The sequence below is a fragment of the Clostridium sp. genome, from assembly GCF_036660475.1.
Lineage (GTDB): Bacteria > Bacillota > Clostridia > Clostridiales > Clostridiaceae > Clostridium_J.
Window position 1 is genome coordinate 44,020 of the sequence record NZ_JAVXAO010000007.1, and the last position, 15,839, is coordinate 59,858.

At 32.1% G+C, this 15,839-nt stretch carries 12 protein-coding genes; 10 read left to right on the forward strand and 2 right to left on the reverse strand.

Annotated elements, in window-relative coordinates; all coding sequences use genetic code 11:
- Nucleotides 1-25: 25 nt before the first annotated feature.
- Entirely contained in the window at nt 26-787 is a 762-nt protein-coding gene (locus RSA29_RS10800) for an ion channel (protein ID WP_346942967.1), read from the reverse strand.
- Between the two features lie 298 nt (nt 788-1,085).
- Between RSA29_RS10800 and trxA the strand changes: the two genes are divergently transcribed.
- The 9 genes from trxA to RSA29_RS10845 all read left to right on the forward strand — a co-directional run bounded on the left by trxA (nt 1,086) and on the right by RSA29_RS10845 (nt 12,087).
- A complete protein-coding gene (gene trxA, locus RSA29_RS10805; protein ID WP_346942966.1) occupies nt 1,086-1,397 on the forward strand; it encodes a thioredoxin in 312 nt (103 codons plus the stop codon).
- 77 nt (nt 1,398-1,474) lie between these two features.
- Nucleotides 1,475-2,341 (forward strand): NAD(P)/FAD-dependent oxidoreductase, encoded by an 867-nt coding sequence (locus RSA29_RS10810; protein ID WP_346942965.1) that lies wholly within the window; start codon nt 1,475-1,477, stop codon nt 2,339-2,341.
- A 56-nt stretch (nt 2,342-2,397) separates the two neighbouring features.
- Nucleotides 2,398-2,829, forward strand: a complete 432-nt coding sequence (locus RSA29_RS10815) for a MarR family transcriptional regulator (protein ID WP_346942964.1) — start codon at nt 2,398-2,400, stop codon at nt 2,827-2,829.
- A gap of 291 nt (nt 2,830-3,120) precedes the next feature.
- Nucleotides 3,121-4,809 (forward strand): potassium-transporting ATPase subunit KdpA, encoded by a 1,689-nt coding sequence (gene kdpA / locus RSA29_RS10820; RefSeq protein WP_346942963.1) that lies wholly within the window; start codon nt 3,121-3,123, stop codon nt 4,807-4,809.
- Between the two features lie 11 nt (nt 4,810-4,820).
- Nucleotides 4,821-6,878 carry a potassium-transporting ATPase subunit KdpB gene (gene kdpB, locus RSA29_RS10825; protein WP_346942962.1) on the forward strand — a complete coding sequence of 686 codons (2,058 nt, stop codon included), beginning with the start codon at nt 4,821-4,823 and terminating at the stop codon, nt 6,876-6,878.
- A 107-nt stretch (nt 6,879-6,985) separates the two neighbouring features.
- Complete coding sequence (kdpC, locus tag RSA29_RS10830; RefSeq protein WP_346932800.1) at nt 6,986-7,543, forward strand: K(+)-transporting ATPase subunit C; 558 nt, start codon at nt 6,986-6,988, stop codon at nt 7,541-7,543.
- Nucleotides 7,544-7,601: 58 nt separating this feature from the next.
- Nucleotides 7,602-9,635 carry a DUF4118 domain-containing protein gene (locus RSA29_RS10835; protein WP_346943001.1) on the forward strand — a complete coding sequence of 678 codons (2,034 nt, stop codon included), beginning with the start codon at nt 7,602-7,604 and terminating at the stop codon, nt 9,633-9,635.
- Between the two features lie 183 nt (nt 9,636-9,818).
- Entirely contained in the window at nt 9,819-11,417 is a 1,599-nt protein-coding gene (locus tag RSA29_RS10840; protein WP_346944429.1) for a DUF4118 domain-containing protein, read from the forward strand.
- On the forward strand, nt 11,386-12,087 hold the full coding sequence (locus RSA29_RS10845; RefSeq protein WP_346942960.1) for a response regulator transcription factor: 702 nt from the start codon (nt 11,386-11,388) through the stop codon (nt 12,085-12,087). Before RSA29_RS10840 ends, RSA29_RS10845 begins: the two co-directional genes overlap by 32 nt.
- A gap of 92 nt (nt 12,088-12,179) precedes the next feature.
- Here the strand turns inward: RSA29_RS10845 and RSA29_RS10850 are convergent, their stop codons facing one another.
- Complete coding sequence (locus tag RSA29_RS10850) at nt 12,180-13,481, reverse strand: alpha-L-fucosidase (protein WP_346942959.1); 1,302 nt, start codon at nt 13,479-13,481, stop codon at nt 12,180-12,182.
- A gap of 263 nt (nt 13,482-13,744) precedes the next feature.
- On the opposite strand from RSA29_RS10850, the gene RSA29_RS10855 reads away from it, so the two are divergent.
- The gene (locus tag RSA29_RS10855) at nt 13,745-15,766 is read left to right on the forward strand and encodes a penicillin-binding transpeptidase domain-containing protein (protein WP_346942958.1); all 2,022 of its coding nucleotides are present in this window, start codon (nt 13,745-13,747) and stop codon (nt 15,764-15,766) included.
- Nucleotides 15,767-15,839 lie beyond the last annotated feature (73 nt).

The window sequence follows — 15,839 nt, forward strand, 5'->3', positions numbered from 1 at the left end:
ATTATTAAATGTTTAATAATTTAACTTAGTTTTTTTCTTTTAAGAAGTTATAATAACTAATTAAACTAGCCTTTTTCTCATCGGACAAATTGGTAATATCAATAAATTCTCTATCATCATTTTTAAAACATAAGGGATCTCTTTGCTCTTTCATTGAAATTAAGTAAGATGAAATTGTTGATGTTAACATGGATAAAAAGCCTATACCTGTAAGCATTAGTACAATAGCAATTACCTTTCCAGCAGAAGTTTTAGGGCTTATATCACCATAACCAACAGTGGTTAGGGTAACTAAACTTAACCATAAGGCATCACCATATGTAGATATTGCTTCACCACCTTTTTCAAAAAAATATAGTGCTAAAGAGCCAAAGAAGGTTACGATGCCAGTTCCCGCAATAATTTGTAGGAATCCAGTTTTAAATAAAAAGATTTTCATATTATCAATTATTCTTAGAAAGTATGTTGCTACCCTTAAAAGCTTAAAGACACTTCCAAGATTGCCGAAAATAAAAAACTGGAGTGGAATTAATGATAAATAATCTATTTTATTTTCCATAACAAACTTCTTATAATTAGTGCACAAGAATAATTTAGCTATGCCATCTAATAGAAATATTGTATAAATTATATTATCAAAACAGTTTAAGGTACTTATTTGGTAACTAGTTAGATTATCATTAAATTGAAATATAACTACAAAGACTGCAACAATAGATAGAAATCCGATTAAAACGTCATATATAATTCCTACATTTTTATTTTTGATAAATTCAAATTCATGCATATATAATATCTCCTATAAACTCAAATAGTTTACTATATTTTAACATATATTGAACTTAATGTGGCAATAAAAATGGAGAAATATAAATTGAAAATAATATGACTAACAGAATATGAATGACTAATGCTTTTATGATTATGTTGGTTAAAATATATATTAATGTTTAAAAAAAAAATAAAAATCTGTTGACATTTTTAGTGGGTAAGCATATATTGATATTAAGAAATTAAATTGTATAAAATTAAATTTATATAAATATTATTTATGTAAACTTAATTCAAATTTAGGAGGAATAAAAATGTCAAAAATAGTTAACGCAAGTGAGTTTAGTAATGAGATAAAAAATAATGTTGTAGTAGTAGATTTTTTTGCAGATTGGTGCCAACCATGTAAAATGTTAGCTCCAATATTTGAAGAGCTAAAAGGTGAACTTGAGGGTAAGGCAAAGTTTGTTAAGGTTAATATAGATAATAGTCAAGATATAGCTATGAAATATAATGTTGCATCAATTCCAACAATAATGGTATTTAAGGATGGAGAAAAGGTAGATTCATTAGTTGGGTTTGTTCCAAAAGAAAAGATAAAAGCTAGAGTAGAAAATCATATATAATATAAATAATAATTAGTAAGAAGTAGATAATAAGTAGTAATCTAATTATTAAAATGAGAAATGAGAGGTATAAATCTATGACTGAAAGATATGATATTGCAATTGTTGGTAGTGGGCCAGCGGGGATATCTGCGGCATTAAATGCGAAGATAAGAAATAAGAGTTTTATAATTTTTGGGACGAATGAGCTTAGTAGTAAGTTAACAAAAGCACATGAAATTAATAATTATTTAGGATTTTACAAGGCAAGTGGTAAAGATTTAGCACAAGAGTTTAATAATCATTTGAAGTCAATGGATATAAGTATCAAAGAAGAAAAAATAAACAATATATATTCAATGGGTGAGTATTTTGCTTTAATGGTAAATGATAAAATCTATGAAGCTACATCTGTAATACTTGCAACAGGTATACAGTATGGAAAATTATTTCCAGGAGAAGAGAAACTTCTTGGAAAGGGTGTAGGATATTGTGCTACTTGCGATGCTCCACTGTACAAGAATAAGATAGTTACAATAATAGCATATAGTAAAAAAGAAGAAGAGGAAGCGAATTTTATATCAACAATAGCAGCTAAGGTTTATTATATACCTATGTATAAGGAAGCAGTGGAAGTTGATTCAGCTATAGAGATAGTTAAAGATACTCCAGTAGAAATATTAGGAGAAGATGCGGTTGATAAGCTAGTTCTAAAGGAAAAGGTGATTATAACTGATGGATTATTTATTTTAAGAGATAGCATATCACCAGGCCAATTAGTTCCAGGACTAACAATTGTAGATAATCATGTAGAAGTAGATAGATTAATGCAAACTAATTTAAAAGGTTGCTTTGCTGCAGGGGATATCGTTGGTAGACCATACCAATATATAAAATCAGCAGGAGAAGGAAATGTAGCTGCACTATCAGCAGTTTCATATGTAGACTCAAAGAAGCATAAGTAAGATAAATTATTTTATGTGATTTGTAGTAAGTTATTTTGTACTGTAGGAGAGTTTATATGAAAAATTATGATTGTATTAAATTAGAAAATCAATTATGTTTCTCTTTATATGCAGCATCCAGAGAGGTAATAAAGCTATACAAACCAATCCTTGAAACTCATAACCTTACCTATACACAATATGTAGCAATGATTGTATTGTGGGAAGAGGAAAGAATGACAATTAAGGAAATAGGTCAAAGATTACATCTAGATTCGGGAACCTTAACACCCTTATTAAAAAAGTTAGAGTGTAGAGGTTTAATTACTAGGCATAGAGATGTGAACGATGATAGGGTTGTAATAGTAGAATTAACGCGTATAGGATTAGGGTTAAAGAGTGATATACTTGATGTGCCAAAAGATGTATTTTGCAAACTAAATATTTCTAAAGAAAAAGTAGAAGAATTAAAGTATAGATTAGATGATTTACTACAAAGTCTTAAATAATTAAGAAAATAGCCTGTTAGTTTAGATGTAAACTAACAGGCTATTTTTATTTGTACTTGTCTATTTCAATATAGGGTAATAAGTACATGAAAATTGATGAATTAATGCAATCTTAATGTAGAAGCCAAGTATCTTAACACAATCTTTATATGAATATTGTTAGAATTAATTTATGTTAAGAATTAAGTTGAAGGAAGGGACGTACATGGAAATTATTTTATTATTTGCAGGAATATCAATGCTAGGTTTATTAGTTTATCTTTTCTACGTTTTATTTAGGGGTGAAAATTTATGATTTGGATTATACTTCAAAATATCGCATATGTAGTTTTACTTGCCGGTTTAGGTATACCACTTGGGAAATATATGTACAAGGTTATGATTGGGGAAAAGGTGTTTTTATCAAAGGTATTTATTCCAGTTGAAAAAATCACATATAAAGTTATGGGAATAAATGAAAAAGAAGAAATGGATGCAAAAAAATATACGTTGTCTGTAATAGCATTTAGTATGGTTGGATTTGTGATTGTATTTTCATTACACTTATTACAGGGTGTATTACCGCTGAATCCAGAACGACTTCCGGGAACGAGTGCACATCTAGCTTTTAATACCACAGCAAGTTTTGTATCAAATACAAATTGGCAAGCATATTCAGGAGAATCTACATTGTCATATTTAACACAAATGATTGGACTAAATGTTCAAAACTTTGTATCAGCAGCTACAGGAATTGCTGTGCTATTTGCCTTCATAAAAGGATTTACTCGTAAGGAGACAAATAAAATCGGAAACTTTTGGAGTGACTTGGTAAAATCTACATTATATATTCTTATTCCATTAGCGATGGTGTTATCTTTAATATTAGTATCACAAGGAGTTGTTCAAACACTTTCACCTTATAAAGAGGTAGTAAGCCTTGAAAGTGGTGAGGTTACAACTATTCCAGTGGGACCAGCCGCGAGTCAAATTGCAATTAAACAACTTGGAACAAATGGAGGAGGATTCTTTGGTGTAAACTCAGCATTTCCTCTTGAAAATCCAACACCAATATCTAATATGCTTCAAGTGTTATCTATACTTATTATTCCAGCTGGGCTTTGTTTTACATTCGGACATGCAGTGAGAGATAGTAAGCAGGGTAAAGCAATATTTAAAGCGATGCTTATTATATTTATAGTCTGTTTAGTGGCTATAACAGCAAGTGAAATTATGGCAGCTCCGCAATTTAGTGGAGTAAGTACTTCGGGAAGTATGGAAGGAAAAGAAGTTAGGTATGGTGTTGGAGGATCATCACTTTGGGCAACGGCTACAACATCAGCTTCAAATGGTTCAGTTAATTCCATGCATGATAGCTTTACGCCACTTGGTGGTATGGTAGCTATGTTCTTAATGCAGCTTGGTGAAGTTGTATTTGGAGGCGTTGGTTGTGGTTTATACGGTATGATAGCATTTGCTATTCTCACAGTATTTATTGCAGGGCTAATGGTTGGACGTACACCAGAATATCTAGGGAAGAAAATTGAACCCTTTGACATGAAAATGGTATGTATTGTTATTTTAACACCGCCATTGTTGGCTCTATTTGGAACAGCAATTACAACTATGCTGCCACAAGTTACAGAGTGGTTAACAAACTCTGGAGCACATGGATTCTCAGAAATTCTATATACATTTACGTCTACTGCTGGTAATAATGGCAGTGCATTTGCAGGATTTAATGCAAATACACCTTATACAAATATAATCACAGGTTTAATAATGCTTATAGCAAGATTTATACCAATGGTTGCGATTATATTCCTTGGTGGAAACTTGGCTAAGAAAAAGAGTATTCCTAAAGGGGATGGTACTCTTGAAACTAGCAATGGAATGTTTGTTGGACTACTAATAGGCGTTGTTATTCTTATTGGAGCATTAAGCTTTTTACCAGCTTTAGCATTAGGACCAATTGCTGAATTTGTTAATACATTGAAGTAGAGGTGGAAAATATGAAAGAATCGAATTCAAGAAAAAAAATATTTATTGATGCTATTAAACAGTCATTCATTAAGCTTTCGCCAAAGGTACAAATTAAAAGTCCAGTTATGTTGGTGGTTTATATTGGGGCTATATTTACAACTGTTTTGTATATTTTATCTTTTACAGGAATAAAAGATGAATCAAGTCTATACACTTTTGCTATTGCTATAATACTATGGTTTACTGTATTATTTGCAAACTTTGCAGAGTCCATTGCAGAAGGAAGAGGAAGAGCACAAGCTGATAGCTTAAGAGCTTCTCGTAAAGATGTAAAAGCTAAAAAATTGAAAACACCAAATTTTGACTCTGAATATATAGAGGTGCTTTCAAGTGAATTAAAGCTAGGCGATATTGTGCTAAGTATCGCTGGAGAACAAATACCAATGGATGGAGAAGTTATTGAAGGGGTTGCATCTGTAGATGAGAGTGCGATAACTGGAGAATCAGCTCCTGTTATCAGAGAATCTGGTGGAGACCGAAGTGCGGTAACAGGAGGAACAACTCTTGTTTCTGATTGGCTAATTGTAAGAGTTACAGCAGAAGCTGGTAAAAGTTTTTTAGATAAGATGATTGCAATGGTAGAAGGAGCATCAAGAAAGAAAACTCCTAATGAAATTGCTCTTCAAATATTACTTGTTACATTGACAATTGTGTTTCTTGTAGTAAGTGCAACATTACTACCATTTTCAAAATTTGTAAGTGTGCAGGAAGGCTCTGGTAGTGCAGTTTCTTTAACAAACATTATTGCATTACTTGTATGTTTAGCACCAACTACAATAGGCGCTCTTTTATCGTCAATAGGGATTGCAGGAATGAGTAGATTAAATCAGGCAAATGTACTTGCAATGAGTGGTAGAGCAATAGAGGCTGCTGGTGATGTAGACATATTACTTCTTGACAAAACAGGTACTATAACTCTTGGAAATAGACAAGCAAGCGAATTTATACCTGTTAAAGGTGTAACTGAAGAACAATTAGCTGATGCGGCTCAACTATCATCTATTGCAGATGAAACTGCAGAGGGAAGAAGTATAGTAGTTCTTGCTAAAGAGAGATTTGGTATAAGAGGTAGAGATCTTTCAAATATGAATGCTAAATTTGTAGAGTTCTCAGCTAAAACTAGGATGAGTGGTATAAACTTTGGTGGTGATGAAATTCGTAAGGGAGCATCAGAAGCAGTTAAAGCTTATGTCATTGAAAAAGGTGGTAAAGTTCCAAGTGAATGCCAAAGTATTGTGGAGAAAGTAGCTAATGCAGGTGGAACGCCATTAGTTGTTGCAAAAAATGATAAAATTATGGGTGTAATTTATCTTAAGGATATTGTTAAAAATGGAGTTAAAGAAAAGTTTGAAGATCTTAGAAGAGCGGGAATAAAGACTATAATGATTACAGGGGATAATCCAATGACAGCGGCTGCAATTGCAGCAGAAGCTGGAGTTGACGATTTTATGGCAGAAGCAACACCAGAGGCTAAGTTACAGCTTATTCGGGATTATCAAGCTAAAGGTCATCTTGTAGCGATGACGGGAGATGGAACTAATGATGCTCCGGCACTTGCACAAGCCGACGTTGCAGTGGCAATGAATTCGGGTACACAAGCAGCTAAAGAAGCAGGAAATATGGTGGATTTAGATTCAAGTCCTACAAAACTCATAGAAGTAGTAAGGATTGGGAAACAGCTATTGATGACAAGAGGAGCGCTTACTACATTTAGTGTAGCAAATGATATAGCAAAGTATTTTGCAATTATTCCAGTGTTGTTTTGTGGAATTTTCCAGAAACTTTCAATACTAAATGTTATGGGACTAACAAGTGCAAGTAGTGCAATATTATCAGCGGTAATTTACAATGCTTTAATTATTATAGCGTTGATACCATTATCCCTAAAAGGTGTTAAGTATTGTGAAATGTCAGCTGGGAAATTACTCTCAAGAAATATGCTTATATATGGATTAGGTGGTATTATTGCACCATTTATAGCCATAAAAATAATAGACGTGATTCTTACAGTTTGTGGAGTTTCATAAGTAAATTAACGGTTATTAAATAGAAATATTAAATATAATTCAAAGGAAATAAGGGAGGTGGACTTTAGTAGGAGATTGGTAGAACTAATCTCTTACTAATATAATATATGAAAAAAGTTTTAAGACCTGCTATAGTTTGTATATTAGCTTTAACAGTTATATGTGGAATAATATATCCACTAGCAGTTACAGGAATATCACAGCTTGCATTTAAAGATAAAGCAAACGGAAGTATAATTTCAGTTACATTAGAAGATGGAACAAAAGTAAGTTATGGGTCAGAACTTATGGCGCAGCAGTTTACAAAGCCAGAGTATTTAATAGGTAGGCCAGATACAGGATCACCTACAAATCTTTCACCAGTTTCAGAGGAACAAAAAATATTAGTGGAACAGCGTATAAAGGTTATAAAAGAACTTGACCCTGAAAATACTGCAGACATACCAATGGATTTAGTAACAGCGTCAGGTAGTGGTGTTGACCCTCATATATCCATAGAGGCAGCAGAATATCAAGTAAGCAGACTGGCAAATCAGCGTGGGATTAGTGAAGATGAGGTTAGAGAAGTAATAAAAAAACATACTGAAGGCAGATTTTTGTGGATATTAGGAGAGCCAACAGTAAATGTATTAATGGTAAATTTAGACCTTGATGGTCTTATATAGAGTAGAAGCAAGGGTGGAATTATTACATTCCACCTAATTTGTGTATAAATAGGTGGTGATGGATATTTATAATGATGAAAGACCAAACCCAGATGCACTTTTACGTAAGGTTAAAGAAGCAGAAGGAAATGAGTATAAAGGAAGGTTAAAAATATTTTTTGGATATTCAGCTGGAGTTGGGAAGACTTATGCAATGCTAGAAGATGCACATATGTTGATGGAAAACGGAATTGATGTGGTACTTGGATACATTGAGCCTCACACTAGAGAAGAAACAATGAAACTTATAGATGGAATTCCAAGGATTAGTGTAAAACAGATAAAATATAAAAGTATATGGTTAAAGGAATTTGATTTAGACGAAGCATTAAAAAGAAAGCCGCAAGTAATACTTGTTGATGAACTTGCTCATTCCAATGCGGAGGGGGTTCGTAATAGGAAAAGATATCAGGATATAGAGGAACTATTGAATTCGGGAATCGATGTTTACACTACAGTAAATGTCCAACATATTGAGAGTTTAAATGATACTATAAAAGGTGTAACGAGAGTTGCAGTAAAAGAGACAGTACCTGACTATATATTTGATTCTGCTGAGAAAGTAGAGCTTATAGATATTGAACCAGATGAATTACTAAAGAGATTTGAGGATGGGAAGATATATAAACCTGATAGAGTAGTTACAGCTATGAATAATTTCTTTTCCATTCAGAATTTAAGCACACTTAGAGAGATATCTATGAGAAGAACTGCTGACAGAATATATCATGATAATTCGGTTAAGAATGGCACAATAAATAGGAGCAATGTTAGTTCTAGAATACTTATGCTTTTAAGTGAATCACCATCTTCGGCTAGGAATATACGAGTGGCGGCAAGAATGGCAGAAGCTTATCATTGTGGCTGGACTGCAATATATGTTGAGAAGTCTGATAATTTCAATTCGGAGAAGCATAATAAGATTCTAAGAGATAATATGACACTGGCAGAACAAATGGGAGCAGAGGTTGTAGTTTTATATGGTAGTGATATTGTACTAACTGTTGCCAAGTATGCAGAAACAGCTGGAATAACTAATATTATTATAGGAAAGCGTAGAACTAGAAGTGGGTTAGAGTATCTATTCAATGATGATTTTGAGGATAGATTAATTTCTATTATACCAGATGTAGAAATTCATATTATTCCAGATATAAATAATACTAAACCGTATAAAAAGTATGCTAAAGTAAAAGAGAATACAGAGGTTAACATTTCTTGGATAGATACTATCAAAACTATGATAATATTTATTTTAACGACTATAGCATGTATGATTATTAATAAAGTAGGTGTAACAGGTGAAAATATAGCACTATTATATATATTATCCGTAGTGATAGTATCTAGAGTTACACAAGGATATTTTTATGGTATGGCAGCTTCTGTAATAGGAGTGATGTGCTACAATATTTTTTTTGTTTATCCATATTATACTATGGATTTAATGAAATCAACATTTCCAATTACCTTTGTAATTATGATGCTTGTGGCGCTTATAACTAGTGCATTAACATTAAGGATTAAGGAACAGGCAAAAAGTTCAGCATCTAGAGAGCAAAGGACTCAAGTGCTTTATGACATAAGTAAAAAATTGCTAATAACAAGAGGGTTAGAAAATATAATAAAACTTACTAATACGTATATTACATCACTATTTAAGCATTCAGTTATTTTCTATGCTGAAGATCCGGCTAAGGGTGAAGAAGGAATCTTAATGATTAGAAAAAACCAACGTATTGATGAACTATTTATGAAAAGTAAAGATGAGAAAGCAGTTGCAAGTTGGGTATTTACAAATAAAAAGAGAGCAGGAATAGGAACAGATACCTTAATGGGAGCTGGAGCATTTTATATGCCAGTAATATCTCAAGGCAAGGTACTTGGAGTAATAGGAATATTTTGCGAGAATGAAATCTTAACCCAAGATAGTAAGATATTTTTACAGATGATTGTATCTCAAGTTGCTATGGCTCTTGAACGCCAACGGCTTTCAGATGAACAAAGGTACTTGATGTTGGAAGCAGAGAAGAAAAAGAAGGATACTAAGTAGCGAATAATACTATGCAAGTGAATTTAAAATCAAAGGTTTAATAATTAAATGGACTAGAAACTGAGACATTAGAATAAAGAAAGTTGATTAATGTAATTTAATATATTGATCAACTTTTTAACATTGTACTTTATAGTTTAAAATCATATAATTACAGGTAATAGATTGAAGGATGTGAATATAGTGGAAGAGTACGAAGGTATGCATATAGAGGATAAACAATTAAATAAAACATGTTGTAATGATAAAAATAGCTTAAAAGTTTTAGGGATAATGTCAGTAGCGACTATAATTGCAATTCTCTTTAAGAATATAGGTCTTAATGAGTCAAATATTATTCTTGTGTTTATAGTAGGTGTATTATTTTCAGCGAGAAGTACGGAAGGGTATATTTATGGGGTATTAGCATCTATTATTGGGGTATTATCGTTCAACTTCTTTTTTACAGAACCTTACTTTAGTTTTAGAGCATATAGGTCAGATTATCCTATAACATTTTTAATAATGCTTCTAACTTCAGTAATTACTAGTACCTTAACATCTAAGATAAAGAGAGAAGTTAGAATATCATATATTAAAGAGAGAAGACTCAGGTTATTATACATAAATAACAAAAAATTACTTAAAGCAAGAAATAAAAATCAGATAATGGATTTTTGTGGTGAAAGTTTAGTTGAGATATGTAGTAGAAATGTTATTATAACTATTGTAGATGATAAAAATAAGTTAATAGAACCTAAAATATACATTAGTACAAATAAAGAGCGGGAAAATACATTTCAATACTCACTAGAAAAGAATGCATTAAGAGCGGCATTTAATTTAGGGGAAGCAGTTGGCATTGGAACAGAGTTCTATAACAAAAGTCGAGGGTACTATTACCCTATAAAAGGGCATAAGGCTATTTTAGGTGTTATAGGTATGAGTTGTTTTGAAAAGGAAGTTCTTACGGGTAATGAAAAGGTTATTTTAGAATCAATATCAGCACAAGTAGCATTAGCAATTGAAAGAGAAGATTTATTTGAGAAAAGTAAACAAGCTAATTTGGCTGTAGAAAGTGAGCGATTAAGAGGAAATCTATTAAGGTCAATTTCCCATGATTTAAGAACGCCACTTACAAGTATTATGGGATCTGCATCAACTATTATTGAGAATTATGATTTGTTGGATAAGGAGTTACAAAAAGAGTTGCTTCAAAACATTTGCGAAGATACTAGCTGGTTGATTCATTCTGTTGAAAATATATTAAGCATGACTAGAATAGATGAAGGAACACTTAAAATTAAAAAAAATTTAGAGGTTGTAGAAGAAATTGTAGTAGAAGCTATATCAAGGGTTAGGAGATTCTCAGATAATCATGATATTAAAATAGATTTGCCAAAAGATATGATATTGTTATCGGTAGATGGATTATTAATTGAGCAAGTGCTTGTTAATATAATTCATAATGCTATAAAATACACCGCAGATGATTCGAATATAGAAGTAAATGTAAAAGTTGAAGATAATAATGTTATTTTTCAAGTTGAAGATGATGGTAAAGGTATACCAGAAGAGGAGATACCATATATATTTACAAGGTTTTATACGAAATCTAATTCAAATCAGTTAGAAAATCGGGGAATAGGACTTGGACTTGCCATATGTGAGTCAATAGTTATTGCTCATAATGGTAGAATAGAAGTTTTTAATAATAAACAAGGTGGAGCTACATTTAGGGTAATTATACCAAAAGAAGGGGGCGAGATAGATGGAGATAAAACCATTAGTACTAGTAGTTGAGGATGATAAGTCTATTAGTAAATTCATAAAGATATCTATGGAAACTCAAGGATATAAATGTATTGATGCAAGCTACGGAAGTGAAGCAGTTTCCTTAGTTTTTTCTATGAATCCGGATATAATAATTTTAGATTTAGGACTTCCAGATATGGATGGACTTAAGGTAATAGAAAGGATAAGAGGAAATACTAAGGCTAAGATAATAGTGGTATCTGCTCGGGGAAATGAAAGAGTAAAGGTCGAAGCTTTAGATTGTGGTGCTGATGACTATCTGACGAAGCCTTTTAGCCTCTCTGAACTTTTAGCTAGAGTTAGGGTTGCTCTTAGAAATGGGAAACAAAATATTCAGGATACAAATAATGAAGCGCTTACATTTGAAGTCAAGGGTTTAAAAATTGATTTTCAAAAACATAGGATATTTATGGATGGCGAAGAAATACACTTAACACCTATTGAGTATAAGGTAATAGAATTAATGTCAAAGTATCCAGGGAGAGTTTTGACTCATAAGTTTATTGTCAATGAGATTTGGGGAAGTGGATACGAAAGTGAAACACAATCCCTTAGAGTATTCATGGCAAGTATAAGGCGAAAAATAGAGAAGGATACAGCAAATCCACAGTACATTAAGACTGAAGTAGGGGTTGGATATAGATTGGTTGATGAATAAATGTTTATATAAAAAGCAGAGGAACTGTACAATTGGAGTTACTCTGCTTTTAAATGAAATTAAACTTTATTAATTAATCTGAAACATAGTGCTTATAACAATTCTAATTCGACTACAGTATCCTTTTCATCAGGTAATTTAGCTCCACTTAAGTTAATAAAGGCATCTGTTTCAAATTCCTCAGCCATCCATGGAAATTCCACATCAATTTCAGCACCATCCTGAAGAAGTCTAGCTTTTTTTATTTTCCCACGGAGGTTATTAAGGTTAGTGTGACCTATACCCCTATCATATATATGAGCATAAAGAAGGTTACCATTTTGGGTATATCTTCCCCATTCTGGTTTGGAGTAATCGCTAGATTTACAACCATAGATACTATCACCATTATCATGCATCCAAGTTCCAACCTCTTCAAGGATTTCTATGGATTCCTTTGGAATCTCCCCTTTAGCATTTGGGCCCACATTTAAAATCATATTACCATTCTTACTAACACATTCGACTAAGCTTCGAATAACTTGTTTGGGCGATTTATAATCTTTATCCATAGAAGCATAACCCCAGTTGTTATTTAGAGTTATACAAGCTTCCCAAGGGATAGGGTTCCCATTTTCATTAACAACACCCTTGGGAGGAATTATTTGTTCAGGAGAGTCAAAGTCTCCTGTGTAGATAGATAAATTAGATTTCTTGATATTTTTCTTATCATCAAGTCTATTATCAATTATCATGTCAGGTTGATATTTTTTTATCATGTCAACAAGTTTAGTTGCTTGCCATTTTTCTCCAGTCATATCATCATAGGAAAAATCAAACCACATTATATCAATTTTACCATAACCAGTTACAAGTTCTTTGACTTGTCCATGGAAGTATTCTATGTAGTTCTCAAAGTTATGTACTTTATTCTTGAAAGCTTGATTATCCCTCATAGGATGATGTCTATCTCCAAAGCCAGGATAATCTTCATGATGCCAATCAAGAAGAGAATAGTATAATCCGATTTTAATTCCCTCAGATCTAAAAGCATCTACATATTCTTTAATTAAATCCTTGCCAATTTTAGTGTTGGTGGATTTATAATCTGTATATTTTGTATCAAATAAGCAAAATCCATCATGATGTTTTGCAGTCATAACTGCATACTTCATACCAGCTTTTTTAGCAAGTTTTGCCCATCCTTTTGGATCATATTTTGTTGGATTAAATTCTTCGAAGTAGGGTTTATAATCTTCAACAGTCATTTTTTTTCTAGTCATAAACCATTCGCCTGATGCTGGAATACTATATAATCCCCAGTGTATAAACATTCCAAATCTTGCATCTTGAAACCACTTTGTTCGTTGTTCTCTTTCGAGATAAAGTTGACTTTCTAAGTTTATATTTGACATATTATTACCCCCATAAATCATATTCAAGTTAATTATACAATAATTTTACTTTAAGTATAAACATTTACACATGATTCTTTAGATTTCTTTGAATTTTATTTGAATCTTCTTGAATATATTTAGGAAAAATTCTACAATAGAGTTATTAACATATTATTGGAAATAATAAAGTAAAACTATGTATTATTATAGGGTATAAAGGAACAAATCATATTTAAGATCAGAATATTACGTTATATTTTTATGATTAAGGGAGGAAATTTATGAAGTTTAATTTAAAAAGAATTAGTAAAACTGTTGGGCTTATATTAATAGTAACTACGTTGGTTACGGGATGTTCAAAGAAAAATGAAGCAAAGGAAACTTTTGATGTTTATAAAGATGCTTGGGTTAATCAAGATTATGAAAGCATGTATAATATGTTATCTACAGAGTCGAAGACATATATAACTCAAGAAGATTTTGTAGGAAGATATAGCAATATTTATGGAGCTATAAATGCTAATAATATTGAATTAAATATAGTTGAACAAGATTCTAAAAGGGCTAAAAAAGGGCAATCAGAAGAAATGTTATTTACAATGACTATGTCAACTATAGCAGGAAATATTGAACTTACTGGATTTAATGTAGGGATAATTAAGGAGGATGCAGGGCATAAGATTAATTGGGATGAGAGTTTAATTTTCCCTCAAATGCAAGCAGGGGATAAAGTGGGAGTAAGTGATGATTACTCAAAGCGTGGAAGTATACTAGATAGAAATGGCAACTATTTAGCTAAAGATGGTATAGTGAAATCGATAGGGATACATCCAAGTAAGTTTGAAAATGAGAAAGCTAATAAAATAGCTTCAATGGCAAAAATATTAGATATCAGTGAATCCTATATAGAGGAACAACTTGCTGCAAACACAAATCCAGAACATTTTGTACCAATAGTAAGTGTATTAGAAACAGAATTTGATAAGATTGATAAGCTTTCTACGATAGAAGGCGTTAAAGTTAATAATACTAACTCAAGAATTTATGCTGGAGGCGAAGCTATAGGTAGTTTTGTTGGACATGTAGGTGGTATTACGTCGGAAGAGTTAGAAGGTAGTAAAGATAAAGGTTATTCAAAATTAAGTATCATAGGAAAAGCAGGTATTGAGAAAGTATATGAAGATAAATTAAGAGGGCAAGATGGTGGCGAGATATATATTAAAAGAGGAGAAGAAAGAATTTCAGTTGCTAAAGTAGAAGCTAAAAATGGTACAGATATAAAAACTTCTATAGATCCAGAGTTACAGACAAAGATATATAGTGAGATGAAGGGAGAAAAGGGTGCATCAACAGCGGTAGATCCTAAAACTGGAGAAGTTCTGGCTATGGTTAGTTCCCCATCTTATGATCCTAATATATTTGTAACATATAAAACAAAGGAAGTTGCTGAAAAATGGAAGTCACTTGATGGAGAACAGTTTGATAATAGATTTAATAATGTGTATGCACCGGGATCTACAATGAAGTTATTCACAGCAGCTATTGGATTAAATGAAGGCAAACTTAATCCTAAAGAAGGTATGAATATTACAGGAACTCAGTGGCAAAAGGATGCTTCCTGGGGTGGATATAAGGTTACCAGGGTTAAGGATTCAGGAAAACCTGTTAACCTAGTAGATGCAACAAAGTATTCTGATAATATCTATTATGCAAGGACTGCATTAGATATAGGTAGTGATAAGTTTATATCAGGCATTAGAAATTTTGGAGTTGGAGAAGAATTAACATTTGAATATCCAATGGACAAATCACAAATTAGTAATGATAATGCATTAGATAAAGAAATACTTCTTGCAGATACTGGATATGGTCAAGGGGAAATTCTTACGTCACCTTTAGATGTTGCATTAGCATATAGTGCATTGGGTAATAATGGTGACATAATGCAGCCAAGGCTTATTGTTAGTGAAAATAAGGACCCTAAGGTATGGAAAAATTCTATAAAACCAGGAAATATACCAGCACTTGTGGAAGCATTTTCAGCAGTTATAAATGATGTTGATGGATCGGCAGCTTCTGCAAAGATTAATGGAGTTAATATTGCGGGGAAAACAGGAACAGCAGAAATAAAGAAAAGTCAGGATGATAAAGAAGGAACAGAGAATGGGTGGTTTGTGGCAGTTAACACTGATGATTCTAAGATATCTGTATCAATGATAATAGAAGATGTCAAGGGCAGAGGTGGAAGTACAATCCCAACAAACATGGTTAAAAATGTTATGGAATATTATTTGAAGAAATAGTTGGGGTTAAGGTAAGTAGTAGTAATTCTATAGGATTTACATTGGAGTTAGAATGTTTAAAAAACTGAAACAG